Consider the following 25,614-nt stretch of genomic DNA (forward strand, 5'->3'; position numbering starts at 1 on the left):
CCGCCAAATTTGCCAGGCGGGGCAAAAGGTCCCTCCCGGGCAACATACCAATTCTACGACGGCTCTCCTATATTGACGATCCATCTGCATGCCAAAAGGGAATTCTCCGATGCCTTCTCCACATGATTTCAATCCGGCGCTGGTGACCTGGGACGGTCTTCACGGCCTGCCGCGTTTCGATGCCCTGGATGATGGCGATTTCGCCGCCGCCTTCGAAGCCGCGCTTGCCGCGCATGAAAAGGAGATCGACGAGATCGCCGGAAACGGCGATGCGCCGACATTCGACAATACCGTCGTGGCGCTGGAGATTGCCGGCGATGCGCTGTCGCGTGTCTCCGCGCTGTTCTGGAACAAGGCGGGCGCGCATACCAATGATGTGATCCAGGCGCTGGAGCGGGAGATCTCGCCGAAGATGTCGCGCCACTATTCGAAGATCGGGATGAATGCAGCGCTTTTTGCCCGCATCGACATGCTCTGGGAGAGCCGCGAGACGCTTGGCCTGACGCTCGAACAGACACGCGTGCTGGAACGCCACTGGAAAGGCTTCGTCAAATCGGGTGCCAAGCTCGAAAAGGCCGAACAGGAAAAACTCGCCGCGATCAATGAAAAGCTTGCCGGCCTCGGGACGCAATTCGGCCAGAACGTGCTGGCCGACGAGAAAGCCTGGGCATTGGTCCTTTCGGACAGCGCCGAGCTTGAGGGCCTGCCGGAATTCCTTCGCGACGCGATGGCGGCAGCAGCGCGCGAGCGCGGCGAGGAGGGCAAATACGCGGTGACGCTGTCGCGCTCGATCATCGAGCCCTTCCTCACCTTCTCGGAGCGCCGCGATCTGCGCGAGCAGGCTTTCAAGGCGTGGGTGGCGCGCGGCGAAAATGACGGGGAGACGGACAATCGCGCCGTCATCAGGGAAACGCTGGCGCTGCGCCATCAGGTAGCGTCGCTGCTCGGCTACGGCAATTTCGCCGAGCTGAAGCTCGACAACACGATGGCGAAGACGGCGGATGCGGTGAACGGCCTGCTCAAGGCCGTCTGGGCGCGGGCGGTGAAACGCGCCGGCGAGGAGGAGGCCGATATCGCCGCGCTGATCGCCGAGGAAGGCCGAAACCACGAGGTGATGCCTTGGGACTGGCGCCACTATGCCGAAAAGATCCGGGCGCGGAAGTTCGATTTCTCCGAGGCCGAGCTCAAGCCTTATCTGCAGCTCGAGAAGATCATCGAAGCCTGCTTCGATGTGGCCGGCCGGCTGTTCGGCATCCGGGCGGTCGAGAAGAAGGGCGTGGCCGCCTATCACCCGGATGTCAGGGTGTTCGAAATCAGGGATCGCGAGGACAAGCTCGTCGCCCTGTTCCTCGGCGATTATTTCGCCCGCAGCTCGAAACGATCAGGCGCCTGGATGAGCTCGTTGCAGTCGCAGCACAGGCTGGAGCTGAAGAACGGCCGCCACGGCGAGTTGCCGATCATCTATAATGTCTGCAACTTCGCCAAGCCAGCGGAAGGCAAGCCGGCGCTGCTGTCGCTCGATGATGCCCGCACGCTGTTCCACGAATTCGGCCATGCGCTGCACGGCATGCTTTCGAACGTCACCTATCCCTCGGTTGCTGGCACCGGCGTTTCGCGCGATTTCGTCGAGCTGCCGTCGCAGCTCTATGAGCACTGGCTGACGGTGCCCGATATTCTGAAGCGCTATGCCGTGCATGTCGAAACCGGCGAGCCGATGCCGCAGGCCCTGCTCGACAAAGTGCTTGCCGCCCGCACCTTCAATGCCGGCTTCAATACGGTCGAGTTCACCTCGTCGGCGCTGGTCGATATGGCGTTTCACACGAGAACGGCCGTCGAGGACCCGATGGCGGTGCAGGCGGAGGTGCTGGCCGAGATCGGCATGCCGAAGTCGATCGTCATGCGCCATGCAACGCCGCACTTCCAGCACATCTTCTCCGGCGGCTATTCGGCCGGCTATTACTCCTACATGTGGTCGGAGGTGCTCGACGCCGACGCCTTTGCCGCCTTCGAGGAGACGGGAGACGCCTTCAACGGCGAGATGGCGCGCAAGCTCAAGGACAATATCTATTCCGTCGGCGGTTCGGTCGATCCGGAAGACGCCTACAAGGCCTTCCGCGGCAAGCTGCCGAGCCCGGATGCGATGCTTGTCAAAAAAGGACTTTCGACCTTCGAGGAATTGACAGGCAGCGACGCCTAAGACAATTTGATGACACGCTATGATGCGGCGGGGCGACAGCCTTGCCGCAGCTTTTGCGCGTTCCCCCCTTTCGCAAACGCAAAAAAAACTGTATGGACGCCCCAAACTAATAGGCGCGTCCTCTAGAGCGTGCGCCCCAGCCTCAGAGATTTCACATATGGCACTTCGCAATATCGCGATCATCGCGCACGTTGACCATGGCAAAACGACCCTGGTGGATGAGCTTCTCAAGCAGTCCGGCTCGTTCCGCGAAAATCAGCGTGTCGCTGAACGCGTGATGGACTCGAACGATCTCGAAAAGGAACGCGGCATCACCATTCTCGCCAAGGCGACCTCGGTGGAATGGAAGGGTGTTCGCATCAACATCGTCGACACCCCCGGCCACGCCGACTTTGGCGGTGAAGTGGAGCGCATTCTCTCCATGGTGGATGGCGCGATCGTTCTCGTCGATGCCTCCGAAGGCCCGATGCCGCAGACCAAGTTCGTGGTCGGCAAGGCGCTGAAGGTCGGTCTTCGTCCGATTGTCGCGATCAACAAGATCGACCGTCCGGACGGCCGCCACGAAGAAGTCATCAACGAAGTCTTCGATCTTTTCGCCAATCTCGATGCGACCGACGAGCAGCTCGACTTCCCGATCCTCTACGGTTCCGGCCGCGACGGCTGGATGAACGTCAATCCGGAAGGTCCGAAGGATCAGGGTCTTGCGCCGCTTCTCGACCTGGTGCTCAAGCATGTTCCGGAGCCGACCGTCCACGAAGGTCCGTTCACCATGATCGGCACGATCCTCGAAGCCAACCCCTTCCTCGGCCGCATCATCACCGGTCGTATCAATTCCGGCTCCATCAAGCCGAACCAGGCCGTGAAGGTTCTCCACGCCGACGGCAAGACGATCGAAACCGGCCGTATTTCCAAGATCCTCGCCTTCCGCGGTATTGAACGTCAACCGATCGAAGAAGCGCATCAGGGCGATATTGTTGCGATTGCCGGCCTTTCCAAGGGCACGGTCGCCGACACCTTCTGCGATCCCTCGATCACCGAGCCGCTGCAGGCGCAGCCGATCGATCCGCCGACTGTCACCATGTCGTTCATCGTCAACGATAGCCCGCTGGCGGGCACCGAGGGCGACAAGGTGACGAGCCGCGTCATCCGCGACCGTCTCTTCAAGGAAGCGGAAGGCAACGTCGCCCTGAAGATCGAAGAAGCCGAAGGCAAGGATTCGTTCTACGTGTCCGGCCGCGGCGAACTTCAGCTCGCCGTTCTCATCGAAACCATGCGTCGCGAAGGCTTCGAGCTTGCCGTGTCGCGTCCGCGCGTCGTGATGCACAAGGATGAAAACGGCCAGCTTCTGGAGCCGATCGAGGAGGTCGTCGTCGACGTCGACGAAGAACATTCCGGTGTCGTTGTGCAGAAGATGTCCGAGCGCAAGGCCGAAATGGTCGAGCTGCGTCCGTCGGGCGGCAACCGTCTTCGCTTGCGTTTCTACGCACCGACCCGTGGCCTGATCGGCTACCAGTCGGAACTGCTGACGGATACGCGCGGTACGGCGATCATGAACCGCCTGTTCCACGACTACCAGCCCTACAAGGGTGTGATCGGTGGCCGCGTCAACGGCGTGCTGCTCGCCAACGCTGCCGGCGAAGCCGTCGCCTATGCGATGTTCAACCTGGAGGATCGCGGCCCGATGATTATCGAGCCGGGCGAAAAGGTCTATGCCGGCATGATCATCGGCATCCATTCGCGCGACAACGACCTTGAAGTCAACGTCCTGAAGGGCAAGCAGCTCACCAACATCCGCGCCGCCGGCAAGGACGAAGCGGTGAAGCTGACGCCGCCGATCCGCATGACGCTTGATCGCGCGCTCTCCTGGATTCAGGATGACGAGCTGATGGAAGTGACGCCGAAGAATATTCGTCTGCGCAAGATGTATCTCGACGCAAACGATCGCAAGCGTTTCGAAAAGACCAAGGCGGCGCTCTGAGCGCCACTCAAAGCGCTACAGCGGCTTGGGTCTCTCGAAAAGAGGCGCGGCGCTGGAGAGTAATCCTTCAAAACCCCGGCCTTCGCGCCGGGGTTTTTTTATTGTGCGCCGCGTCGATTCCATCTTGTGACAATCGTTAAAAAAGCGTTAACTTTTGACCATCGTCCACATGTTAAGTCTGTGGGCAATGGACCGGAATGCGGTATCGCATATGGTTAATTGCCTCTGGCGGGACCAGAGTAAGCGTTATGAAGACGTTGTCGATCGATGTCCGGCGGGCCGAGCCGCAAGATGCCCGAGCCATATCGGAAACACACAGGCTTGCCTGGCAACACACCTATGCGGGCATCATTCCGCATCGTGCACTGACGCAGATGATCGAGCGGCGCGGCGAAAGCTGGTGGCGCAAGGCAACGCGCGGACCGGCGACGCTGCTGGTTCTCGATGTTGCCGGAACGGTCGCCGGCTATGCGACGCTCGGCCTCAACCGCGCCCGCGCTCTGCCGCAGGAAGGTGAGATTTACGAGCTTTATCTTCGCCCCGAGTATCAGGGCATCGGCCTCGGCAGAATGCTGTTCGGCGAGGCGCGCCGGCTCTTGAAGTCGCTCGGCTGCAACGGGCTGGTCGTCTGGTGCCTCGAGGATAATGAGACCGCCAGCCACTTCTACCGCAATCATGGCGGTGTCGATTTCTGCGAAGGCATGGAAAGTTTCGACCACAGGCAATTGAAGAAGATCGGCTTCATCTGGAGCTGAACGGTCTACACACAATTCAAAGTGCCACAGTGTCCTTCGGCGTCTGAAAAGACGTGTGGGGCTGGAGTCAGTGGTCGCCTATCTCCTCTTAGAAACTTTTGATGTGAATGTGGCCCGGTGCAGTCAAGCATTGGTGCTGTGCCATGTTGCGTTGCCACATGAAACTGATTATCTGGCTGCCAGCACATTCAACCTCGCGGGAGTTTCTTATGCGCATCGACGCCATTTCAATCGGTAATAATCCACCTGAGGACGTCAACGTAATCGTCGAGGTTCCGGTCGGCGGTCATCCCATCAAGTATGAGATGGACAAGGAAGCCGGCACGCTGGTGGTCGATCGTTTCCTCTATACGCCGATGACCTATCCGGGCAATTATGGTTTCGTGCCGCACACGCTGTCGGAAGACGGCGACCCGATCGACGTCCTGATCGCCAGCACCCGCCCGCTGGTTCCCGGCTGTGTCATCAATGTGCGCCCGATCGGCGTCCTGAAGATGGAAGACAATTCCGGCAAGGACGAGAAGATCATCGCCGTGCCGTCGCCGAAGCTGACGCTGCGTTATGAGAAGGTGAAGGACTACACCGATCTTCCCGAGATCACGCTGAAGCAGATCGAGCATTTCTTCGAGCACTACAAGGATCTGGAACCCGGCAAGTGGGTGAAGATCTTCGGCTGGGGCGACTCCAAGGAAGCCGGCGCACTCATCCTCGAAGCCGTAGAGCGCGCCAAGAAGAAAGGCTGATCGCTCAGCCTAAAAATATCTCGAGCTTTTTTACCAAATCCTCCGGATCGCCGTCGATCCGGAGGATTTTTTTGCGCGCGGTCTCACCCGAGACGAGGCTGACGCTGGATTTGGGAATGCGCAGGGATTTTGCGATCAAAAGCATGAGCGCCTTGTTGGCCTTGCCTTTCTCGGGCACGGCAGTGACGCGTGCCTTCACGAACGCTTCACCCTCGCCGTCGGCCTCAACGCCGTCGAGAGCATCACGCCCGCCATTCGGCGTCAGCCGGACGGCGAGGCGCAGATGGTCATCGAAAAGGCTCCAGGGACGGCTCAAGCGACCAGCGGGTACAGCGTGGTCCAGAGCAGGGTGCGCAGGAAGAAGATGATCAGCAGCAGGATGATCGGCGAAATGTCGATGCCGCCAAGGTTCGGCAGCCGGCGGCGGATCGGCTTCAGCACCGGTTCGGTGACATTATAGAGGAATGTGCCGACCGAATTGACGAACTGATTGCTGGAATTGATAACATTGAAAGCATAGAGCCAGGAAAAAATGGCACTGGCAATCAGGATCCAGGTGTAAATATTCAAAGCCAAATCAATGGTTTGAAACAGCGCAAACATCATCGTCTCCAATTCGTTGTTGACAGACATGTAGACATTGGCGACTAAACGGGCAAGTGCCGTGTGGAAACGCACGGTGAATCATGTTTAACGGGCGGCTTTGCAGCTATTCCGGCGTCCGTCTCCTCGGAAAACATCCATGTCGTTTTCGCCCACCGGAGACCGTTTTGCCGCGTTCCGGCATTCGTCCTACACGCGGTTCTTCTTCGCGCGCTTCCTGCTTTCCTTCTCGCAGCAGATCGTCAGCGTCGCGGTCGGCTGGCAGATGTACGACCAGACGGGCAGCGCGATCTATCTCGGTTTGATCGGTCTCGTGCAGTTCCTGCCGTCGCTGCTGCTCATCCTCGTCACCGGCTCGGTGGCCGACCGGTACAATCGCCGGGCGATCGCCGCCCTCTGCTCGCTGGTGAGCGCGCTCTGCACGCTGGCACTGCTTGTCATGACTTTGATGGGAAGCTTTACGCCGCTGCCTGTCTTCGCGGTGCTTTTGATCTTCGGCATCGAGCGCGCCTTCATGTCGCCGGCAGTCCAGTCGCTGGCGCCCAATCTCGTGCCGGAGGAGGCACTCTCCAATGCGATCGCCTGGAATTCGTCGTCCTGGCAGCTCGCGGCAATCACCGGGCCGGTGCTCGGCGGTTTGCTCTACGGTGTCAGTGCGCCGACTGCCTATACGGTGGCGGTGATCTTTTCCGTGCTCGGTGCCGCCCTTCTCTACATGATCCCGAAACCGGTGCAGAAGACGACCGGCGAGACCAAGAGCTGGGCGATGATCCTCGGCGGCTTTAGTTTCATCCGTGCCGAAAAGGTGGTGCTCGGGGCGATTTCGCTTGATCTCTTCGCCGTGCTGCTCGGCGGGGCCACGGCACTGATGCCGATTTTTGCGCGCGATATCCTCACCCTCGGTCCCTGGGGCCTCGGACTGCTGCGCGCCGCACCCGGACTTGGCGCCATCGTCATGGCGATCTTCCTTGCCGCCTATCCGCTCAAACATCGCGCCGGCATTTACATGTTCATCGGCGTTGCCCTGTTCGGCGCCGGAACGATCATCTTCGGCGTCTCGACCAACACCGAGGTCTCGATCGCGGCGCTGGCGCTGATGGGAGCGGCCGACATGGTGTCGGTCTATGTGCGCGAGAGCCTGATTGCGCTCTGGACGCCGGATCAGCTGCGCGGCCGCGTCAATGCGGTCAATATGGTCTTCGTCGGCGCTTCGAACGAGCTCGGGGAATTCAGGGCGGGCACGATGGCGGCGATCTTCGGCGCGGTGCCGGCGGTCGTCATCGGCGGGATCGGTACCCTTATCGTGGCGGCGATCTGGGCGTCGAGTTTTCCCAAGTTGCGCCGGATCGATACGCTCGACGCGCCCAGCGCATCGTCGGAATCGATTTAAGGAAGGTTACGCGCGAAGGGCGATAGAAGACGTCGCCTTCGCTGTCTTTCCTTCGAAGACGGTGTCGAGGAATTCGGTCAGCCAGGCTTTCAGCGGCGCGTCGAACAGCATGCGGCCTTCGAGATGTTCGCGGCCCTGCTGGGCATTCGGCAGGATGAAGCGATGGGCGCCATGCACGACCCAGCGATGCATCATCGCCCGGGTCAGTTCGGCATGGAACTGCAGGCCCCAGGCGTTGCCGTCGTAGCGGAAGGCCTGGTTCGGATAGGCATCGCCCTCGGCCAGCAGGTCGGCGCCGTGCGGCAGCTCGAATCCTTCGCGGTGGAAATGATAGACCATTTTCGGCCAGTGCATCAGCAGGCGGCCCTTCTCGGTCGGGTGCAGCGGATACCAGCCGATCTCCGTCGAGCCGTCGGCATTCGACTGCACCTTGCCGCCGAGATGACGCACCAGCATCTGCGCGCCGAGGCAGATGCCGAGATAGGGGCGTTTTTCCCGCAGCGGAATGTCGATCCAGTCGATCTCCTTCTTGACGAAGTCATCGGGATCATTGGCGCTCATCGGCCCGCCGAAGACGACGACGCCGGCATGGTCTTCGAGCGTCGTCGGAAGCGGCTGGCCCAGAACCGGACGACGGATATCGAGGCGATAGCCCTTTTCGACAAGCAATTGGCCGACACGGCCGGGGCTCGACCGCTCCTGATGCAGGACGATAAGAATCGGGCGGCCGTCGCGGTTCGGGTTTTGCTCAGTCGGCATCATCTTGCGCAACCTGGACGTCTGTCACCCTGGCGGCGGCCTCCTGCCGCTTCTGGATGCGCTCGCGCGAGGAGACGCCGAGCAGATCGGCGATACGCCAGATCACATGGTCTTCCATCTCGCTGCGCTCGCCATCGGCATAGACGATGTCCCAGAGGATGCCGATCAGCTCCAGCCGTTGCTCGGTATTGAGATGGCGCTTCAGGTCGGCGGTGAAGCGATAATAGTCGACGGCGGAGCTTTCGGCCTCGAGGCCGGCGGCCATCAGAGCATCGAGCTGCTTGCCGTCGAGCGCATACTGCTCCTTCAGGAGCTTGCGCAGCCGTTTCTTCTCGCTGGCTTTGATCTGGCCGTCGGCCTCCATGACCTGCATGCAGAGCGCTGCCACTGTGATGCGCGGATCATCAGGGGCAAAGCCTTTCTTCGGATTGTCGGCGGTGAGCTTCTGGAAAAATGCCTGAAAGCGTTCGAACATGCGGTTTTCGTTCCATTTCAGAAAAGGCGGAGCCGTGTCTTGGGTTCCGGTTCCACCCTGGGATCGCGAACGCCGGGATCATCCGGCAGTCCGCCAAAGAAAGGTTTTGCCTCGCTTGGCGCCGGCGCTTTGTCGCTCACGGCCGGTTCGACGGGTTTCGGTTTTGCCGATGTCGGTGCTGGTGCCGGTGCCGGCGTGGGGCGCACAGCCTCAGCAATCGTCGCGGCGCGTTCAAGCTCAATGATGCGATGGTCGTTGACCGGGCTTTCCGGCTTAACGTCACGCAGTGGCGGCAATGTCTTCAAAGCGGTTTCGATCGAGGCTGGCGCCGAACCGTCTTCGAGTGCACCCTCGATCTGGCCGAAGGGCGCCTTCCATTCGAAGGCGTCGAGGCGGCCGGTCACCGGCGATACCGGCAGCCACTTGTCCGATACGAAGCCGTCTGCCACCCAGGCCGGATCGCGCGGCGCCTTGAGCGCCTGGGCCAGCCAATGGCGCACGCGGCCCTGGTCTCCGGTCTCGGCTTCCTCGATGTCGGCCAGAAGCAGGTAGGCTGCTTCACGCGGCTGCATGCGCGCCGCTGCCTCCGCCTTGGCGCGAGCCTTGGCAAATTGCTGCGCATCGAGGGCTGCCTGGGCGACGACGAGCAGGGATTCGACGTTGTTCGGGCGCTGCCCTTCCAGCCGCTCGGCGCGCTTCAGCCGGTCGAGCGTGGAATCGCCGCTGCGGGCCCTGACATAGGCTTGGCCGATCTCGGGATGAGGGGCCGATTTCCATGCCTGTTCAAGGATCGAGGCGGCCTTGCGCACGCCGCCTTCGCGGAACAGCGCCTTTGCGGCGATGAGGGCTGCCGGAATGAAATCGGCGGCAAGCTTCAGCGCCTGCAGAGCGTCGTCGCGGGCACCTGTCGGGTTGCTTTCCAGCTTCTCACCGGCGCGCGCCGTCAGGAGGACGGCTTGCAGACGGTTGGCTTCGGCCTTTTCGACGACGCGGGCGGCCTTCTGCTGTTCGAGCAGGCGGATCGCATCGTCCCAGCGGCCGGCCTGGCTGCGATATTCGAGCGTCGCCTGCGCGGCCCAGGGCAGATATGGCGCGTTGTCGGCGGCCTTTTCGGCATATTGGCGGGCGGCCTCGTTGGCCCCGAGACGGCGGGCTTCCAGATAGAGGCCGCGCAGACCGAGTTCGCGCGTCTCGGGATCGTTGGCCATGGCCTCGAACTTGGCGCGCGCCTCATCATGGCGACCTTCGATCAGGGCGGCCTGGGCCTCGAGCAGGTTGATCAGCGGTTCCTGATCGGCGCGGATCAGGCCGCGCGAACGCGCGGCCATCTTGCGGGCAAGCAGCGCGTTGCCGGCGCCGGCGGCGATCAGGCCGGTCGACAGCGCCTGATAACCGCGGTCCCGCTTGCGGGCGCGGAAATAACGCGTCACCGAATACGGCGAGGTCCAGACCAGGCGGACGAACCACCAGGCGATCATCACGGCGGCGACGAGGGCGATGATCGCGCTGGCGGCGACGATCAGCTTCGTCTGGTAGATCTGGCCTTCCCAGATCAGCGAGAGGTCGCCGGGACGATCGGCGAGCCAGGAGAAGCCATAGGCGAGAAGCAGCACGAAGAGGGCGAAGACGACAAGGCGGATCAGCATGGTCTCATCCCTCCTTGCCGGTGCCGGAGACCGCTTTCGACAGCGCCCCGCCGACCAGTTCCTCGACGCGGATGCGCGCTTCGAGCGATTGCTTGAAGGCGGCGGAGGCCTGTTTGCCGAGGGCGGGCAGGCTGTTCCATTCGGCGGAAGCGCCGGGCAGGTCGCCGTTCTTCACCTTCTCCTCCATGCGGGCGGCGATGGCCTCGACGCTTTCACCCTCGATATTGCCGACCGGACGAACGGTCACCAGCGACTTGGCGCTCGACATCAGCCGGTCAGACCAGCTCTGGTTCGGATCCGGCTGATTCACGGCTTCGACGATCGCGGTGGCGACGTCGGGAACCTCGCGCACCAGCTCGGTGCGTGAGGGAACGCCGGTTTGGGCAAAGGCTCTAAGGTCGGCGGCGGCTGGATCGTCGGGTGCGACGCCGGCCAAGGTGTCGAGTTCGGCCAGGAACGGGCCACCGCGATCGATCGCCGCCTTCAGAGCGGCAGCAGCGATCGCCCGGGCAACGGCAACGTCCTCGCGCGGCTCGTTCAGCTTCTTTTCGGCCTCTTCGAGGCGCTTGGCGATATCGGCGCCGCTCGTCGTCTGCTGCTCGGAAGACTGGGCAAGCGTTGAGCGCAGCTGGTCGACCTGACCGGTCAGTTCCGCAATCTTCTGGTTGAGTGCCTCGACGTTAGCAGAATCGGCTGGTGCAGCGACTGCCGGGGCATTGGCAGCCGTTTCCAGCGCAGCGACGCGTTTCGCAAGCTCGCCGTCGTCCGTGCCCACCGGATTGGCGGCAAGGTTGGCGACGGCCTGTTTCAGGCCGTCGATCTCACCGGCAAGATCGGCCGTCTCCTGCGAGGTCGTCTGCGGCGCAGACGAGCCCGGGAGGTAACCCGCATATTGGATAGCGCCGGCGCCAAGCAGCGCCACGAGGCCGCCGAAGATGCCGGCGGCAATGAGACCAGAGGTGCCGGCGCCCTTCGGCGCGGGCGGTTCGGGAGGAGGGGTGAAGGAAGGTTCCTCGGCTACCGGTTCGGCCTCCGGAGCATCCATCGCAGGCTTCTCTTCATATTCGGCATGCGACGCAGTCTCGGTTTCGGGCGGCAGGCCTACATCGGCTGCAGCGGTGCCGTCGGCGTCGGCGGTTTCATTGTCTACCGGTTTTTCGGTATCGGCTGCAGCGGCGAATTCCTGTGCATCGAGGTCGATCGTGACCGGCTCGTCGGCGCTCTTCGAATGGCGTGGCGGGTTTCCCGATACCATGAGGTCCTCTTTATTCTGCATTGCAACGAAACTAGACAGTGATGCCAGTTAAGGGAAGAGGTTAGATCAAATTTGGGCAGCTAGAGCCTTCAAAGCAGCGACAAAAGGCTTTTCTCATCCGGCATCGGCGAAATCAGTACGGTTTTTTTCAGAGCCGTCGGAATGGCTTGCGCCACCGCCTCGCTGAGGCAGAGAAGGCGGGCTGCACTGTGTTCCAGCAGGGCCGATCGCAGTTCCGGCACGCGGAAGAAATCCTCTGCCGTCTGGCGGGAATAGAAGAGGATGGCGTCCGGGTAACCGTTAGCGACGATCGCGTCGATCTCGGCGGGATCGGGGGCGGTCGGCTGCATGCGGTAGCATTCGGCGACGGAAAAATGGATGCCGAGTTCGCGCAATCGCCTTTCAAAGGCCTCGGCGCGCGGTGTGCCGGCGAGGTAGAGCAGCGAGCCCGGTTTCTCCGCCGCAACGAGATCGGCGAGATCGCCGCCGTTGCCTCGGGATGAGGCAACCGATCGGAAGCCGAGGCTGCGCGCCTCGTCCGCCGTCGTTTCGCCGACCGCAAAAAGCGGGCGGGCAAGATGCGGGTGAAGTTGCTCGCCGAGCGCGGAGAGGACCCTGATGGCTTCGGCGCTGGTCACCGCGATTGCGCCGCTGGTGGTTGCAAGCGCGTCTGCGGCGGCATAGCTGTCGTGCAGCGGCTGACGCAGCGGCAGCAGCAGCGGCTCGTGGCCCATATCGCGCAGACGTTGTGCGGTTCTCGTCGCCGAATGCGCGGGGCGGGTGACGAGCACGCGCATGGCCGCTTCAGTGCCAGTCGTCGAAAAAGGCGCTGCCGGCCCTGGCGCGCACGTCCTGGCCGGCGCGGGTGCCGAGTGCTGCCGCATCGCGGCGGTGGCCGTCGGTCGTCACCGCATGCTGGCTGCGGCCGTCAGGGGTGATGATGAGGCCGGAGAACCGGATCAGGTCGCCTTCGCAGACGGCATAACCGCCGATTGGCGTGCGGCAGGAGCCGTCGAGCGCGGCGAGGAAGGCACGTTCGCAGGAGACGGTGTCGAAGGTCGGGCCGTCGTTGACCGGCGCCAGCAGATCGTCGACCCTGGCGTCGCCGATGCGGCTTTCGATGCAGATCGCTCCCTGCGCCGGCGCCGGCGGGAAGGTGTCGGGGTCGAGGATATCGGTCAGCACGTCGACCTTGCCGAGACGCTTCAGACCGGCAAGCGCCAGCAGGGTCGCATCAACCTCGCCCGCTTCGAGCTTGCGCAGGCGCGTTTCGACCAGGCCGCGGAAGGTGACCACATTGATATCCGGTCGCATCCGGCGGATCAGCGCCTGGCGGCGGAGCGACGAGGAGCCGACGGTGGCGCCATGCGGCAGGTCGATCAGTTTGCGCGCAGTGCGACCGATGACGGCGTCGCGGATATCTTCACGCGGCAGATAGGCAGAGAGATAAAGCCCCTCGGGCAGCTTCGTCGCCATGTCCTTGGCGGAATGCACGGCGAAATCGAGCTCGCCGGCGGCAAGCTTCTGTTCGAGCTCTTCGGTGAACAGGCCCTTGCCGCCGATCTCGGCCAGCGACCGGTCGGTGATGCGGTCGCCCTTGGTGGTCAGCACGACGATCTCGAACATGTCCTCGGGCAGATGATGCGCCGCCATCAGCCTGTCGCGGGCCTCATGCGCCTGGGCAAGCGCCAGCGGGCTGCCCCGCGTGCCGATCCGGAAAGGTTTTGTTTGCATCCGCTCTATTCCGTTGTTACCGGAGTTCTCGTAAACGGGTTTCCATCCCATCGCAATCAACGAACAGGCTTCATGGTTCCCTTTCTGCGCATCCTTGGCATCGAAACGAGCTGCGACGAGACCGCCGCCGCGGTTGTCGAGCGCGATGCTGAGGGGCATTCCAACGTGCTGTCGGATGTCGTGCTGTCCCAGCTCGACGAGCATAGCGCCTATGGCGGCGTGGTGCCAGAGATCGCCGCACGCGCCCATGTCGAGGCACTGGACGAGCTGATCGAGGAAGCGCTGAAGCGCGCCAATCTGTCGCTCAACGATGTCGACGCCATCGCCGCCACCTCGGGGCCGGGGCTGATCGGCGGGCTGCTAGTCGGGTTGATGACCGGCAAGGCGATCGCCAGAGCCGCCGGCAAGCCGCTCTATGCGATCAACCATCTCGAAGGCCATGCGCTGACGGCGCGGCTGACGGACGGGTTGTCCTTTCCCTATCTGATGCTGCTCGTCTCCGGCGGCCATACCCAGCTCATCCTGGTGCGTGGTGTCGGGCAGTACGAGCGCTGGGGCACGACGATCGACGATGCGCTCGGCGAAGCCTTCGACAAGACGGCAAAGCTGCTCGGCCTGCCCTATCCCGGTGGGCCGGCGGTGGAGCGAATGGCGCAAGCCGGCAATCCCGATCGCTTCCACTTTCCGCGGCCGCTGGTCGGCGAGGCGAGGCTCGACTTCTCCTTTTCCGGCCTGAAGACAGCGGTGCGGCAGGCGGCGCAGGATATCGCGCCGCTCAGCGATCAGGACGTCGCGGATATCTGCGCCTCGTTCCAGAAGGCGGTTTCGCGGACGCTGAAGGACCGTATCGGCCGCGGCCTGCAGCGATTCAAGATGGAGTTTCCAGCGACCGGTGCAAAGCCGGCGCTCGTCGTTGCCGGCGGTGTCGCCGCCAATCTCGAACTGCGCGGCACGCTGCAGGCGCTGTGCGACAAGAACGGCTTCCGCTTCGTCGCGCCGCCGCTCAGGCTCTGCACCGACAATGCCGTGATGATCGCCTGGGCGGGACTGGAGCGGATGGCGACCGGTGCTGCACCGGATGCGCTCGACGTGCAGCCGCGGTCGCGCTGGCCGCTCGATTCCAATGCGGAAACGCTGATCGGTTTCGGAAAACGAGGGGCCAAGGCATGAGCGAAAACATCGCCGTCGTCGGATCGGGGGCTTTCGGCACGGCGCTTGCTGCCGTCATCGCGCTTGCCGGGCGAAGTGCGGTGACGCTCGTTGGGCGTAATCCGTCACTGATTGCCGATCTGAAGGCCGAACGGCTGCATGATGCGGTGCTGCCCGGCATTCTCCTGCCCGATACGCTGGAATTTTCTGCCGAGGCGGATGCGATCACCGGTGCCTCCATCGTGCTGTTTGCAATGCCGTCGCAGGCCCAGGCCGATGCGGCGCGGCAATACGGACCTTATCTTTCCAAGGATGCTGTCGTCGTCACCTGTGCCAAGGGTATCGAACGGGCGACCGGCAATCTTCTGACCGACATGCTGGAACGGGAACTGCCGGACCATTCCGTCGCTGTGCTCTCCGGTCCGGGTTTTGCCGCTGATATCGCCAAAGGCCTGCCGACGGCGATGGCGATTGCTGCAGCCGACATGGAAATTGCGGAGCGGCTCGCTCAGGCGATTTCCGGGCGGACCTTCCGGCTCTACGCTTCCAACGACCGGATCGGCGTGCAGCTCGGCGGCGCGCTGAAGAATGTGCTGGCGATCGCCTGCGGCATCGTCGAAGGCCGCGGCATCGGCGATTCCGCGCGTGCGGCGCTGATTGCGCGCGGTCTTGCCGAGATGTCGCGTTTCGTCGTCGCCAAGGGCGGGCAGGCGGACACGGTGCGCGGACTTTCCGGCCTCGGCGATCTGGTGCTGACGGCAACGAGCCATCAATCGCGAAACCTCCGCTTCGGCATCGCGCTGGGGCGCGGCCAAAAGACCGATCCCCTGCAGGGTGCGTTGGTGGAGGGCGCGTTTGCCGCCTCCGTCGCCTCGCGGCTTGCGGCGGAATTGAAGGTCAGCATGCCGATCACCGATGCCGTTTCCGCCATCATCGACGGCAGGCTCGATATCGCGGAGGCGATAGAGCAGCTGATGACGCGTCCGATCACCACCGAATAGGAGACAGACATGCTTTTCGCCCTTCTCTGCAAGGACAAACCGGGACATCTGAACGTGCGGATGGATACGCGTCCGACGCATATCGAGCATCTGAACAAGCTGAATGCCGAGGGCACGCTGAAGATCGCCGGCCCGTTTCTCGATGACGACGGCAAGCCCTGCGGCAGCCTGATCATCGTCGAAGCGGAATCGAAAGAGGCGGCGCGTGCGCTTGCCGATGCCGATCCCTATGCCAAGGCCGGACTGTTTGAAAGCGTCGACGTCAAGGCCTACAACTGGGTCTTCAACAAACCGGAGGCGTGAGCATGGCGCACTGGCTCTATAAATCCGAACCCGCCTCCTGGTCCTGGGAGCAGCAGAAGGCTGCCGGCGAAAAGGGCACGGAATGGACCGGCGTCCGCAACTATCTGGCGCGCAACAACATGCGGGCGATGCAGATCGGCGACAAAGGCTTTTTCTATCATTCCAATGATGGACTGGAGATCGTCGGCATCGTTGAAGTCTGCGCCCTGTCGCATCCCGATTCTTCCGCCAAGGGCGATCCGAAGTGGGATTGCGTCGACATCCGCGCCGTCATGGACGTGCCGAAGCCGGTGACGTTGAAGGACGTCAAGGCGAGCGAGAAGCTCGCTAAGATGGCGCTCGTCACCTCGATGCGGCTTTCGGTGCAGCCGGTGACCGAGGAAGAATATCTCGAAGTCTGCCGCATGGGCGGATTGGACAATCCGCCGCGTTGAAGACCGACCCGCAAGCCTTCATCCGCGCCAATACCAGCCTGATGCCGCCGCCGCATGTGCCGGAGATTTCGCTCCATCTGGCGAGCGAGGCGCATGAGCTCTGGCTGAAGACCGAGGAGGAGTTGGAGGCGATCGGCCTGCCGCCACCCTTCTGGGCTTTTGCCTGGGCGGGCGGGCAGGGACTGGCGCGCTACGTTCTCGATCATCCGGAAATGGTGCGCGGCAAGCGCGTGCTCGATTTCGCCAGCGGCTCCGGCATTGTCGGCATTGCGGCTGTCATGGCCGGTGCCCGGGAAGTCACGGCCGCCGATGTCGATCCCTGGGCGGAAGCCGCAGTCCGGCTGAATGCCGCAGCCAACCGCGTTTCGCTCGGATTTACCGGTGCCGATCTGATCGGGCAGGCCGTCGATGCGGATATCGTGCTTGCCGGCGACGTCTTCTACGACCGCACTTTCGCCGATGCGCTCGTTCCCTGGTTCGCCAAGCTGGCAGCCGACGGCAAGTGGGTGCTGGTCGGAGACCCCGGACGCAGTTACCTGCCGCGGGATCGGCTGGAATTCTGCGCGGTTTATGAGGTGCCGGTGACGCGGGCGCTGGAGGACAGCGAAATCAAGAAGACGACGGTGTGGCGCTTCGCTCCTTAGGTCGGACCGACATTCAGGTTTCGACCATGCGCAATCAAGCCTTTTCGAAGAGCGGCGAGATCACCATTTCCGGCACCAGCACCAGGCCCTTGTCGGTTATCCGGATTTCCGGGATGACTGATAGCGGGATGAGGTTGAAGCCCATATAGGCGATGGTGCAGCCTGCCTTTTCCCATTCGAGCTTCAAGGCCTTTACCTCGTCCGCGACCTGGTGCACGCGCTGGTCGGACAAAAGCCCGGCGATCGGCAGCGGCACCATGGCCGTCACCTTGCCGTCCATGACGACACAGACGCCACCCTGTCTTTCCTCGATCGCGTCGAGCGCCACCTGCATGTCCGCGGCATTCGTGCCGGCGACGATGATGTTGTGGCTGTCGTGGCCGACCGAGGATGCGACAGCGCCTTGTCTGAGCCCGAAGCCGTTGAGCAGTCCGTGGGCGACATTGCCGGCAGACTTGCCGTGACGTTCCACCACCGTCACGAAGCAGAGGTCGTGCCTGTCGAAATGCGCCTGCCAGTCATTGGCCGGTTCCAGCGTGACGGTGACATGGCCGAGGGTAATGCCAGGCAGCTCCGTCTTGATCGTATGAGCGACGACCGTCTCTGTCGGTAGGTCCGGTGTCAGCTTGAGATTTTTTGGCAGCTTGACCGTGTGGTAGGCGGCATCCGGATAGCGGTACGGTTTCGACAGGGCTTCGTCGAGGATCGGCGTGATCTTCTTGCCGTCGACGACGAGTTCGCCCCCATACCAGGTGCTGACCGGCGTAAGGTCGTCGCTGAGAAGCACCAGGTCGGCGCGGCGTCCGCCGCCCAGACCGCCGATTTCGCCTTCCATGCCGAACCGCGTCGCGCCGTGCAGCGAACCCATCGCCCAGGCCTGTTCCGGCCTCATGCCGTATTTCACGGCTTCGCGCGTTACCCAGTCCAAGCCGAAGGCGAGCAGATCTTCCGCATCACGGTCGTCGGTGCAGACGGCGACGCGCTTGTGGGAGGCGCCGAGCTCGGTGATCGTCTTGATCGCCTGCGGCAGCGAATGCCAGGGAGTCGTCGGCGGGCCGCCGCGCAGGAAGATCCATACGCCGGCTTCCAGCAGGTCGTCGGCAATGTCGCGGTCGATGGCTTCATGCGTGTCGGTGACGCCGGATGCGGCATAGGCGGCAACGAACTCCCGTCCGTAGACATGGCCCGACACCGGCCTGCCGCGCCCGAGTGCTGCAGCCAGGATCGCATGGCTGCGCTCGTCGCCCATCGCAACGGGGACGAAATCCATCTTCTCACCGAGAGCCACGGCTTCCGGCCATTTGTCGAACAGGGCGGCGATCTTGTCCGGCGTCAGGTCGCCGCCGGCTGTTTCCAGATCCGGCGTCGTCGCCGGTACGGTGCTCGGCACGGTCAGGAAGATCGACAGCGGCGCCTGCCGTGCATCCTCGAGCATGGCCTCGACGCCGGCGACGTCCATGACATTGCCGATCTCGTGGCTGTCGCAGAAGATCGTCGTCGTGCCGTTGAGGAGCGCCGCTTCCGCATAGGCGCAGGCCGTCACCATCGAGGATTCGATATGGATATGCGGATCGACCAGGCCCGGGGCGATGATGCCGCCCCTGGCGTCGTAGAGCTTGGCGCTCCCGCCCCTGTAGCTGCCGGCCGGCTTCACGGCTGCGATGCGGCCCCCCGAAATCCAGACTTCGCGTCCGTCGAGAAAGCGTTCCGAATAGGTGGATAAGACGCGCGCGCCCTGGATGACCAGGTCGGGTTCGCGACGAGCGGAGGCGACATCGGCAAGTCGGCGGGTCATGGTCGAGAGCGGCTGAACGGAGAAGCGGGTAAGCGTGCTCATGTAAACCTCATTTCCAAGGCTCGGGGGAGGACTGGCGAGATTGTAGGGAACGCCGTCGGGGGAAGGAAGCACGAATAGCTCTTGTTTCTGGCGCAGGTCCAGGACAAGTGGAGCAGGGCGACAGGCGCGTTCCGATCATTCGCGATCGCCCGGACCCAAAGACGTCAGCCGGCGATCGAGGCGGCTTCATACACCATCGTCGCGGCGGCAAGATCAGCCAATGCCGTTCCGACAGCCTTGTAGAGAGTGATCTCGCCGTTGGACGCCCGCGCTGGAACATCCCGGCGACACAGCTCGCCAAGTGTCGCACGCACCTCATCCGCAGCAATGACGCCGGCCCTGATCGGCTGAACCAGATCGCCGGCTTCGTGAAGGGCTTCGTGCGTGTCGATATAGACAGACGAGCGCCGAAGCGCCTCGTCATCGGCCTCGCGCATCGCCGGGGTGAAGCCGCCGATCAGATCGACATGGGTGCCCGGCCGCAGCCATTCGCCCCGGATAAGCGGTGCTGTCGCCAGCGTCGCCGCGCTGACGATATCGGCTCGCCGCACTGCTGCTTCCAGATCCGTGACGGCAGTGGCCTGGAGCCCACGTTGCCGGAGGCTCTGCGCCAGCCGTTCGGCGCTGGCGGGATTGATATCCCAGATATCGACATCGGCGATCGGCCGGACGGCGCGGTAGGCATCGGGTATGAGGCTCGCGACGCGGCCCGCGCCGATCACCAGCAGACGGCGTGCATCCTCTCGAGCAAGATAATCCGCGGCAAGGGCCGATGCCGCTACCGTGCGGCGCGCCGTGATCGTATTTCCGTCAAGTAGTGCAAGCTGCATCCCGGTCCGGCCATCATAGAGCATGTAAGTCGAGGTCAAACCGGGAATGCCGCGCACCGTGTTGCCGGGAAAGACGGTGACGATCTTGATGCCAAGGTAGCGCTCCGACCGGTGCGTTTCATGCCAGGCGGGCATCAGAAGCAGCGTCGCATCCGGCTCGCCGCTATTGGCTATCGTGTGGTGATGCCGTACCGGCACGACACAGCCTTCGGCAAATGCTTGCCGTAGGGTCGCGACCAGCGGGCCGAAAGGGAGGAGCTCGCCCGTTATCCGGGCATCCAGTATACGGATTTGTGTGTCGGTCATTGAAACGATCTCCCAGTAAGGTCTGACTGCTGGATAAGGCGAGTTCTGTGTAATGGAACGAGAGCAGCGTCGCCGCTGCGCGGCGTACCGGCTTTTCAACCGGCATCGGCCCTTTGGACACGTCGTTGCGAGGGAATGCGGAGCATTGAGCACCGCTCAGCCAAACGCCGCCTTCTTCTCCAGAAATCTAGCGTATTGCGTCAGCGGATAGCACAGGGCGAAGAAGATCACCGCGACGAGACCGTAGACCTTGAAAGGTTCGAAGGTCGCGTTGTTGATGGCGTTTGCGGTTTTCAGCAGTTCGTCGAAGCCGAGGATCGAGGCCAGTGCGGTGCTCTTGATCAACTGGACCAAGAACCCGACGGTCGGCGCGCGCGTGATCCGAAAAGCCTGCGGCAGGATGACAAGGCGAAGTTCGAGGAGACGATGCAAGCCCAGGCTGGCTGCGGCGTCCCATTGCCCGCGCGGCACCGCCTCGACGCCGCTCCGCCAGATTTCGGCAAGGTAAGCGCTGGCGTAGAACGTCAGGCCGCAAACGGCGGCGGTCCATGACTCGATCCGGAAGCCGAGCATCGGCAGGCCGAAGAACATCAGAAAGAGCTGCATGAGGAGCGGCGTTCCCTGAAACAGGGCAATGTAGCCGGACGCGAAGCTGCGCGGCCAGCGCGTTTTCGATATGCGTGCAGACAGAATCGCCAGGCCGACGATGGCGCCGCCGGCAAAGGCTGCGAGCGAAAGCAGCAGGGTCCAGCGTGTCGCGAAGACAAGATTGCGCAGAATGTCCCAGAAGGTGAACTCAATCATGCCAGACCGGCTCCCAGAAAACGGCGCTTCCCGGCGAAAAGGAGCCGGCGAAGTGCGGCGGACATCGAAAGATAGATCAACGTCGCCACCAGATAGGTCTCGAAGGAGCGGAAGGTGCGCGACTGAAGCAGATCGGCCTCCTGCGCCAGCTCGCGGACGGATATTTGCGAAACAACCGCCGATTCCAGCATCATGATGATGATCTGGCTCGTCAGCGCCGGAAAGATGATGGCGATCGCTTGCGGCAGGATGATCTTGAAGAACACCAGCCGAGGCCTGAGGCCGAGTGCCTGCGCCGCCTCTTTCTGGCCTCTCGGTATGGCGTCGAGCCCGGCCCCGACCACCTCGATCGTGTAGGCCGCCATGTTGAGGGTCATGGCAAGGACGGCGGCAGTGATCGGATCGAGGCGAATGCCGAGGCTAGGCAAGCCAAAGAAGATGAAGAACAGCTGCACCAGGAATGGCGTGTTGCGCATGATCTCCACATACAGGCCGACGGCCTTGCGCAACCATGGATAAGGTCCCCGGCGCGCAGCCGCGCCGAGAATGCTGAGAACGATCCCGAGGACCGATGTGGAGATCGTCAGTGCAAGCGTCGTGCCTGCGCCATAAGCCAGAGCTCCCATGCCGTCCCAAAGCCAATTGAAATCGAGGCTGTATCTCATCGCTTGTCCTTTGGAGCCGGATGATCCGGGCCCGGTCGGCCCGAAATCCCGATCCGCCTCTCAACCAAAGAATTGAAGCATGATGCCACCGCAATCGCTTGCAGTTTTCGGCATCATGCTTTGGTGAGTGGGAGGCGGTGCTCGTCAGTCCTTCAGGTTTTCAGGGTTGAGCGGCGCTTTCAGCCAACTCTTCGAGCTTGCGTCGAGCGAACCATCGGCGATCATTGCGGCGACGCTGTCATTGACAGCCTTCTTCAGGCCTTCCTCGCCCTTGCGGAGCGCGATGTGCGAGGGGGAGCTGAGGAGCTGGAACTTCTGCTCCGGCTTCAGCTCGTCCTGTCGTGCCAGGACCTGCGCACCGACATCGTTGCCGACGACCATCAACTGGGTCTGGCCGGATATGAAGGCCTGGATGACCGAATTATAGTTCTCGAAACGCTGGATCGCAGCCGAGCCGGGGGCGACGGCCGTCAGCGACGTGTCTTCGAGCGTCCCACGATTGACGGCAACGGTCTTGTCGGCGAGGTCTTCCTTGCCGCTCACCTTCAGCGCAGCCGGACCGATGACGGCGATATAGTAGGGGGCGTACGCGGCGGCAAAATCGATAACCTCGGCACGCTCCTTCGAATAGCCGACGCTCATCAGCAGGTCGACACGGTCGTCGTTCAGGTAGGCGATCCTGTTCTGGCCGGTAACACTGACGAGATTGAGTTTCACGCCGAGCCCGTCGGCGATCTTCTGGGCGACGTCGACGTCATAGCCCTTGATGCTCATATCGGCGCTTGCCGAAGAGAAGGGCGGGAAATCGGAGAAGATGCCGATGTTTATCTCGCCTGCGGCCTTGATATCGGCAAGTTCGTCGGCCTGCGCGGCCCCTGCCAGGATGCCGAATACGGCAATTGCCGCGGTGGCGGTGTAGCGCAATTTCATAAGAGCAGTCATGTCGTTCCCCTTTTTGAGACGTGTTGTGCGACAGGTGATGGATGGCAGCGGGCACGAGGCACGCTGCCGTTGTGGAGCTGGTTCTCAGGTCACCTTTGTCCTGACCGCGGGACTGAACATCGCGAGGCACAGGAGTTCGAAAAGGACCTGCGCGGCGATCTGCGCGGTGTTGGTGGTGTTGTCGTATTGCGGCGCGATTTCCACGACGTCGCCACCGACGAGGTTGATGCCCTTGAAACCGCGCAGCAGGGTTAGGGCCTCCCTCGGCTGAAGCCCGCCGACTTCTGGCGTGCCGGTTCCCGGAGCGAAGGCCGGATCGAGGCTGTCCACGTCGAAACTGAGATAGGTCGGACCGGCGCCGACAACCTCCAGAGCCTTTGCGATCACGGCCTTGAGCCCCATCTCCGCCACCTCTTCGGCGTGAATGACGGTCATGCCGGAGGCAAAGGAGAACTCCCAGAGATATTCGGCGCCGCCGCGGATGCCGATCTGGATCGTACGCTTTGGATCGAGCACGCCTGCCAGAACCGCCTCGCGGAAGGGCGCGCCGTGATGGAACTTGGAGCCCTCATAGGGACCAGCGGTGTCGCAATGAGCGTCGATGTGGATCATGCCTACCGGCTGGCTGGCCGCCAGGCCCTTGAGGATGGCGCCGGAGATCGAATGGTCGCCGCCGACCGACAGCGGGATAACCCCGGTTGCCGCGATCATCCGGTAGCAGGCCTCGATGTCGGCATGACACTCGGCCAGGCCGAACCGGCTGCGCATCGGCACGTCGCCGACATCGGCGACCTTTAGCCCTCCCATCGGCGCGACACGCAGAACATGCTCGTAAGGCCCCACACGCTCGACCGCCCGAACGGCCCGCGGGCCTAGCCGCGCGCCGGCGCGATTGGTGACGCCGAGGTCCATCGGCACGCCGATCAAAGCCACGTCAAGCGCCTCAAGCACCTCGGGCCGCAAACCGTTCTCGATGAAACGGGCATCCAGAAAGGTCGCAGGATCGGCGAAGGGCCATTTGCGGCTGTCGCCGTCCTTGAATACGCTCGCCGCCACGGCGCGGAAGTGCGGATCTTCCATCTCCCCGCCTGCAGCGTTGCCGAAGCGCTTTCTCAAGTCTTCCAGAAAATCCCGGTCAATGGTCAAGGCAGGCTCCCACGGTATTGATGCTGCCATCATCATCGGCGCCGCCCGCTTTTCTTGGAACCGCGAAAATTCGAGAGGGGATATAACGATTCTTGATAGACCAGGTCTGCCGAGGCTCCGCGATGCGGCTAGCGCGTCCATCGGTATATTCAGAAAACTTTATAACCCGGCGAGAATTTTCCCACTACCGCGGTTGGTAACCTCCAAGCAGTCTGCCGACGTCGTGACACTCGGTGCCTTCAGGCATGTCGTTCTGGACCTCGTCAGTGGCGACCGCATAATCTCGGCTTGCCCGAACCGCGCAGACATAGCCTTCGCTCGCGGGCAGGAGATCAGCGTTTCCATTCCGCCCGAGGCATGCGTTCTCTTCGCGCGATAAGCTGGCATTGATGGGGCCGCAGCCTGCACTGCGCCCGGGGGCTAAGGGTCACCAGTTGCCGGAAGGACATGGTTCGTCCAATATCCACTTACGGGCAGAGAGGCCCTCGGCTCTCGAGCGCCACAAAGTATGGAATGCGGCTTCTGATGCTTGATCTTGATTCCTATCTGCTTCGTGCATTTCTGACCGTCGCGGAGATCGGCACCGTCAATGGAGCAGCCGTCAAGCTGAACAGAACGCAGGCGGCCGTGAGCATGCAGATCCGCAAGCTGGAGGAGCTTGTCGGCGTTACGCTGTTTTCGCGTTCGTCAAAAGGCCTCGAGCTGACGAGCCATGGGCAGATCATGCTGGCTTATGCCCGCGAAATGGTCGCCCTCAGCGACGAGGTCGGGAAAAGGCTGACAGGCAAGATGATCGAGGACCGCATTCGCCTCGGCGTCGTTGAGGACTTCGCAGCAGGCCACCTGATCGACATTCTTAGTGACTTCCGAGCCCAGAACCCGAAGGTCGAGATCGACATCATTGTCGAGCCGAATCGCCGCCTCGCCAAACTGTTTGAAGACAGGAAGCTGGATCTCGTGGTTTGCGACATCACCTGCCTCTCGCGAAAACCGACCCTGATCTGGACCGAATATTTGATGTGGACGGTCAGATCCGACTTCGTGGTGGATGCAGAAAAACCGCTTCCCATCATTATGTTCGAGGAGGAGTGTCCCTGGACGCTCCCGACGATTGCGGCGCTGTCCCAGCGGAACGTCAGATGGAAGACGGCGTGTGTCGCATCGACGCTGGTCGCCATGGCGACCGCGGTTCGCGTCGGTATCGGTATCGCGCCAATGATGCTCACCACGAAACCGGAGGGCTGCCGGACGCTTGACAGATCGGCGGATCTGCCCGGTCCGGTGCGCATCGAGATCGGTCTGTATGCTCAACCCGAGACGGCCGAAGGCGCGCGCTACCTTGTGGACTTCATTTCGCGGCATACGGCCATATTGTCCAGCTAGAGCATGATGCCGAAAAGTGTGATCGGTTTTCGGAGGCCATCATGTTCTAAAGCGCGTCGCGATCTTTCAGATTCGCTGTCGCGCTTTAGGTCTTTGTTTTTACGCATGTCGTTGTCGCAAAACCGCTGCACACTTTTGCGCGACATGCTTTAGGAGCGTTCAGCTTCCATTATATCGGGTCAATTTAATTCCCTCTACCGGAGTGGCCAGCGAAGCCCCACAGTGATCCATGAAGGGTCGACGGCCCAATCTCGAGCATTGATGGAAGTCTGCGAATACGATGATGGGGCAAGCCAAAGTTGACGAAACTCTCCTCGCGGATGCCGCCTATCTGCCTGGCCAAGTTGCAAACCTCACGCGGGGAGCGAGCGTGACGGCGCAGACCAACGAAATACTGGAGCGCATCGATGACATGCTGCTGCGCGAAGGTACCGACAAGTCAGAAATCATTCTCGCCAACATCTGGCTCAGCGATCTTGCCTCATTCGAGGAAATGAACAGAGCCTGGGATGCTTGGATGCCGGATAGCGGAACGCCACGGCGGGCGACGTTTGAGGACAAGAATCTCCCGCCGATGTGCGCCATCCGTATTGACGTAGCCGCGTCACGAAAGAGTGGGGCCGGGCACATTTGAG

Annotated in this window: 26 protein-coding genes and 1 pseudogene; 13 read left to right on the forward strand and 14 right to left on the reverse strand. The window is 62.4% G+C overall.

Going from position 1 to position 25,614, the window contains the following annotated elements; translation table 11 throughout:
* Window positions 1-109: 109 nt before the first annotated feature.
* The 4 genes from OIU37_RS26050 to ppa all read left to right on the forward strand — a co-directional run bounded on the left by OIU37_RS26050 (window position 110) and on the right by ppa (window position 5,673).
* Window positions 110-2,197 (forward strand): M3 family metallopeptidase, encoded by a 2,088-nt coding sequence (locus tag OIU37_RS26050; RefSeq protein ID WP_264259038.1) that lies wholly within the window; start codon window positions 110-112, stop codon window positions 2,195-2,197.
* Between the two features lie 157 nt (window positions 2,198-2,354).
* The gene (gene typA / locus OIU37_RS26055) at window positions 2,355-4,175 is read left to right on the forward strand and encodes a translational GTPase TypA (RefSeq protein WP_171604578.1); all 1,821 of its coding nucleotides are present in this window, start codon (window positions 2,355-2,357) and stop codon (window positions 4,173-4,175) included.
* A 248-nt stretch (window positions 4,176-4,423) separates the two neighbouring features.
* A complete protein-coding gene (locus OIU37_RS26060) occupies window positions 4,424-4,930 on the forward strand; it encodes a GNAT family N-acetyltransferase (RefSeq protein WP_003543622.1) in 507 nt (168 codons plus the stop codon).
* 209 nt (window positions 4,931-5,139) lie between these two features.
* Window positions 5,140-5,673, forward strand: a complete 534-nt coding sequence (gene ppa, locus OIU37_RS26065; protein ID WP_171604580.1) for an inorganic diphosphatase — start codon at window positions 5,140-5,142, stop codon at window positions 5,671-5,673.
* Between the two features lie 4 nt (window positions 5,674-5,677).
* Here ppa and OIU37_RS26070 read toward each other — a convergent pair whose 3' ends face one another.
* Both OIU37_RS26070 and OIU37_RS26075 read right to left on the reverse strand, forming a co-directional pair.
* Window positions 5,678-5,989 carry a DUF167 domain-containing protein gene (locus OIU37_RS26070; protein WP_264259040.1) on the reverse strand — a complete coding sequence of 104 codons (312 nt, stop codon included), beginning with the start codon at window positions 5,987-5,989 and terminating at the stop codon, window positions 5,678-5,680.
* Window positions 5,986-6,276: a YggT family protein gene (locus OIU37_RS26075; RefSeq protein ID WP_025396317.1), complete on the reverse strand. Its 291-nt coding sequence runs from the start codon at window positions 6,274-6,276 to the stop codon at window positions 5,986-5,988. The genes OIU37_RS26070 and OIU37_RS26075 overlap by 4 nt, the downstream gene beginning before the upstream one ends.
* A gap of 139 nt (window positions 6,277-6,415) precedes the next feature.
* On the opposite strand from OIU37_RS26075, the gene OIU37_RS26080 reads away from it, so the two are divergent.
* On the forward strand, window positions 6,416-7,666 hold the full coding sequence (locus tag OIU37_RS26080) for an MFS transporter (RefSeq protein WP_264259041.1): 1,251 nt from the start codon (window positions 6,416-6,418) through the stop codon (window positions 7,664-7,666).
* 6 nt (window positions 7,667-7,672) lie between these two features.
* Here the strand turns inward: OIU37_RS26080 and OIU37_RS26085 are convergent, their stop codons facing one another.
* From OIU37_RS26085 to hemC, 6 genes are all read right to left on the reverse strand, one after another.
* Window positions 7,673-8,425 (reverse strand): glutamine amidotransferase, encoded by a 753-nt coding sequence (locus OIU37_RS26085; RefSeq protein WP_264259042.1) that lies wholly within the window; start codon window positions 8,423-8,425, stop codon window positions 7,673-7,675.
* The gene (locus tag OIU37_RS26090; protein WP_017962409.1) at window positions 8,415-8,900 is read right to left on the reverse strand and encodes a TerB family tellurite resistance protein; all 486 of its coding nucleotides are present in this window, start codon (window positions 8,898-8,900) and stop codon (window positions 8,415-8,417) included. Before OIU37_RS26090 ends, OIU37_RS26085 begins: the two co-directional genes overlap by 11 nt.
* Before the next feature lie 17 nt (window positions 8,901-8,917).
* Complete coding sequence (locus OIU37_RS26095) at window positions 8,918-10,546, reverse strand: heme biosynthesis protein HemY (protein WP_264259043.1); 1,629 nt, start codon at window positions 10,544-10,546, stop codon at window positions 8,918-8,920.
* Window positions 10,547-10,550: 4 nt separating this feature from the next.
* Complete coding sequence (locus tag OIU37_RS26100) at window positions 10,551-11,822, reverse strand: COG4223 family protein (RefSeq protein ID WP_264259044.1); 1,272 nt, start codon at window positions 11,820-11,822, stop codon at window positions 10,551-10,553.
* A gap of 68 nt (window positions 11,823-11,890) precedes the next feature.
* Window positions 11,891-12,598, reverse strand: coding sequence for a uroporphyrinogen-III synthase (locus OIU37_RS26105; protein ID WP_264259045.1), 708 nt, complete (start codon window positions 12,596-12,598; stop codon window positions 11,891-11,893).
* 7 nt (window positions 12,599-12,605) lie between these two features.
* Entirely contained in the window at window positions 12,606-13,535 is a 930-nt protein-coding gene (gene hemC, locus OIU37_RS26110) for a hydroxymethylbilane synthase (protein WP_077977850.1), read from the reverse strand.
* A gap of 72 nt (window positions 13,536-13,607) precedes the next feature.
* Here hemC and tsaD point away from each other — a divergent pair, with 72 nt between their 5' ends.
* The 5 genes from tsaD to OIU37_RS26135 are packed head-to-tail and all read left to right on the forward strand — an operon-like array spanning window position 13,608 to window position 17,066.
* Entirely contained in the window at window positions 13,608-14,705 is a 1,098-nt protein-coding gene (gene tsaD, locus OIU37_RS26115; RefSeq protein ID WP_264259047.1) for a tRNA (adenosine(37)-N6)-threonylcarbamoyltransferase complex transferase subunit TsaD, read from the forward strand.
* Window positions 14,702-15,685 carry an NAD(P)H-dependent glycerol-3-phosphate dehydrogenase gene (locus OIU37_RS26120; RefSeq protein WP_264259048.1) on the forward strand — a complete coding sequence of 328 codons (984 nt, stop codon included), beginning with the start codon at window positions 14,702-14,704 and terminating at the stop codon, window positions 15,683-15,685. The genes tsaD and OIU37_RS26120 overlap by 4 nt, the downstream gene beginning before the upstream one ends.
* Window positions 15,686-15,694: 9 nt before the next feature.
* Window positions 15,695-15,988, forward strand: coding sequence for a YciI-like protein (locus OIU37_RS26125; RefSeq protein ID WP_003543605.1), 294 nt, complete (start codon window positions 15,695-15,697; stop codon window positions 15,986-15,988).
* 2 nt (window positions 15,989-15,990) lie between these two features.
* The gene (locus tag OIU37_RS26130; RefSeq protein ID WP_003543603.1) at window positions 15,991-16,422 is read left to right on the forward strand and encodes an EVE domain-containing protein; all 432 of its coding nucleotides are present in this window, start codon (window positions 15,991-15,993) and stop codon (window positions 16,420-16,422) included.
* Entirely contained in the window at window positions 16,419-17,066 is a 648-nt protein-coding gene (locus tag OIU37_RS26135; RefSeq protein WP_264259052.1) for a methyltransferase, read from the forward strand. The genes OIU37_RS26130 and OIU37_RS26135 overlap by 4 nt, the downstream gene beginning before the upstream one ends.
* 34 nt (window positions 17,067-17,100) lie before the next feature.
* Here OIU37_RS26135 and OIU37_RS26140 read toward each other — a convergent pair whose 3' ends face one another.
* From OIU37_RS26140 to speB, 6 genes are all read right to left on the reverse strand, one after another.
* A complete protein-coding gene (locus tag OIU37_RS26140) occupies window positions 17,101-18,903 on the reverse strand; it encodes an adenine deaminase (protein WP_264259053.1) in 1,803 nt (600 codons plus the stop codon).
* A gap of 164 nt (window positions 18,904-19,067) precedes the next feature.
* Window positions 19,068-20,039: an ornithine cyclodeaminase family protein gene (locus OIU37_RS26145; RefSeq protein ID WP_180696478.1), complete on the reverse strand. Its 972-nt coding sequence runs from the start codon at window positions 20,037-20,039 to the stop codon at window positions 19,068-19,070.
* A gap of 156 nt (window positions 20,040-20,195) precedes the next feature.
* Entirely contained in the window at window positions 20,196-20,843 is a 648-nt protein-coding gene (locus OIU37_RS26150) for an amino acid ABC transporter permease (RefSeq protein WP_017989676.1), read from the reverse strand.
* On the reverse strand, window positions 20,840-21,508 hold the full coding sequence (locus OIU37_RS26155; protein WP_171604597.1) for an amino acid ABC transporter permease: 669 nt from the start codon (window positions 21,506-21,508) through the stop codon (window positions 20,840-20,842). The genes OIU37_RS26150 and OIU37_RS26155 overlap by 4 nt, the downstream gene beginning before the upstream one ends.
* Window positions 21,509-21,652: 144 nt before the next feature.
* Window positions 21,653-22,450, reverse strand: a complete 798-nt coding sequence (locus tag OIU37_RS26160; RefSeq protein WP_129421968.1) for a transporter substrate-binding domain-containing protein — start codon at window positions 22,448-22,450, stop codon at window positions 21,653-21,655.
* 84 nt (window positions 22,451-22,534) lie between these two features.
* Complete coding sequence (gene speB / locus OIU37_RS26165) at window positions 22,535-23,596, reverse strand: agmatinase (RefSeq protein ID WP_264259054.1); 1,062 nt, start codon at window positions 23,594-23,596, stop codon at window positions 22,535-22,537.
* Between the two features lie 214 nt (window positions 23,597-23,810).
* Here speB and OIU37_RS26170 point away from each other — a divergent pair.
* The 3 genes and pseudogenes from OIU37_RS26170 to OIU37_RS26180 form a co-directional block, all read left to right on the forward strand.
* Window positions 23,811-23,975: pseudogene (locus OIU37_RS26170) on the forward strand (TOBE domain-containing protein); the annotation flags it as partial.
* A 134-nt stretch (window positions 23,976-24,109) separates the two neighbouring features.
* Window positions 24,110-24,979, forward strand: a complete 870-nt coding sequence (locus OIU37_RS26175; RefSeq protein WP_264259056.1) for a LysR family transcriptional regulator — start codon at window positions 24,110-24,112, stop codon at window positions 24,977-24,979.
* A gap of 280 nt (window positions 24,980-25,259) precedes the next feature.
* On the forward strand, window positions 25,260-25,613 hold the full coding sequence (locus tag OIU37_RS26180) for a RidA family protein (protein ID WP_264259057.1): 354 nt from the start codon (window positions 25,260-25,262) through the stop codon (window positions 25,611-25,613).
* The last annotated feature ends 1 nt before the right edge of the window (window position 25,614 follow it).

The sequence above is a fragment of the Rhizobium sp. BT-226 genome (genome assembly GCF_025847085.2).
Lineage (GTDB): Bacteria > Pseudomonadota > Alphaproteobacteria > Rhizobiales > Rhizobiaceae > Rhizobium > Rhizobium sophorae.

Bases quoted from the DNA above. Each gene is read 5' to 3' on its own strand.
- OIU37_RS26050 (WP_264259038.1), top strand. From the start codon at position 110: ATGCCTTCTCCACATGATTTCAATCCGGCGCTGGTGACCTGGGACGGT.
- typA (WP_171604578.1), top strand. From the start codon at position 2,355: ATGGCACTTCGCAATATCGCGATCATCGCGCACGTTGACCATGGCAAA.
- OIU37_RS26060 (WP_003543622.1), top strand. From the start codon at position 4,424: ATGAAGACGTTGTCGATCGATGTCCGGCGGGCCGAGCCGCAAGATGCC.
- ppa (WP_171604580.1), top strand. From the start codon at position 5,140: ATGCGCATCGACGCCATTTCAATCGGTAATAATCCACCTGAGGACGTC.
- OIU37_RS26075 (WP_025396317.1), bottom strand. From the start codon at position 6,276: ATGTTTGCGCTGTTTCAAACCATTGATTTGGCTTTGAATATTTACACC.
- OIU37_RS26080 (WP_264259041.1), top strand. From the start codon at position 6,416: ATGTCGTTTTCGCCCACCGGAGACCGTTTTGCCGCGTTCCGGCATTCG.
- OIU37_RS26085 (WP_264259042.1), bottom strand. From the start codon at position 8,425: ATGCCGACTGAGCAAAACCCGAACCGCGACGGCCGCCCGATTCTTATC.
- OIU37_RS26090 (WP_017962409.1), bottom strand. From the start codon at position 8,900: ATGTTCGAACGCTTTCAGGCATTTTTCCAGAAGCTCACCGCCGACAAT.
- OIU37_RS26095 (WP_264259043.1), bottom strand. From the start codon at position 10,546: ATGCTGATCCGCCTTGTCGTCTTCGCCCTCTTCGTGCTGCTTCTCGCC.
- OIU37_RS26100 (WP_264259044.1), bottom strand. From the start codon at position 11,822: ATGCAGAATAAAGAGGACCTCATGGTATCGGGAAACCCGCCACGCCAT.
- OIU37_RS26105 (WP_264259045.1), bottom strand. From the start codon at position 12,598: ATGCGCGTGCTCGTCACCCGCCCCGCGCATTCGGCGACGAGAACCGCA.
- hemC (WP_077977850.1), bottom strand. From the start codon at position 13,535: ATGCAAACAAAACCTTTCCGGATCGGCACGCGGGGCAGCCCGCTGGCG.
- tsaD (WP_264259047.1), top strand. From the start codon at position 13,608: ATGGTTCCCTTTCTGCGCATCCTTGGCATCGAAACGAGCTGCGACGAG.
- OIU37_RS26120 (WP_264259048.1), top strand. From the start codon at position 14,702: ATGAGCGAAAACATCGCCGTCGTCGGATCGGGGGCTTTCGGCACGGCG.
- OIU37_RS26125 (WP_003543605.1), top strand. From the start codon at position 15,695: ATGCTTTTCGCCCTTCTCTGCAAGGACAAACCGGGACATCTGAACGTG.
- OIU37_RS26130 (WP_003543603.1), top strand. From the start codon at position 15,991: ATGGCGCACTGGCTCTATAAATCCGAACCCGCCTCCTGGTCCTGGGAG.
- OIU37_RS26140 (WP_264259053.1), bottom strand. From the start codon at position 18,903: ATGAGCACGCTTACCCGCTTCTCCGTTCAGCCGCTCTCGACCATGACC.
- OIU37_RS26145 (WP_180696478.1), bottom strand. From the start codon at position 20,039: ATGACCGACACACAAATCCGTATACTGGATGCCCGGATAACGGGCGAG.
- OIU37_RS26150 (WP_017989676.1), bottom strand. From the start codon at position 20,843: ATGATTGAGTTCACCTTCTGGGACATTCTGCGCAATCTTGTCTTCGCG.
- OIU37_RS26155 (WP_171604597.1), bottom strand. From the start codon at position 21,508: ATGAGATACAGCCTCGATTTCAATTGGCTTTGGGACGGCATGGGAGCT.
- OIU37_RS26160 (WP_129421968.1), bottom strand. From the start codon at position 22,450: ATGACTGCTCTTATGAAATTGCGCTACACCGCCACCGCGGCAATTGCC.
- OIU37_RS26175 (WP_264259056.1), top strand. From the start codon at position 24,110: ATGCGGCTTCTGATGCTTGATCTTGATTCCTATCTGCTTCGTGCATTT.
- OIU37_RS26180 (WP_264259057.1), top strand. From the start codon at position 25,260: ATGATGGGGCAAGCCAAAGTTGACGAAACTCTCCTCGCGGATGCCGCC.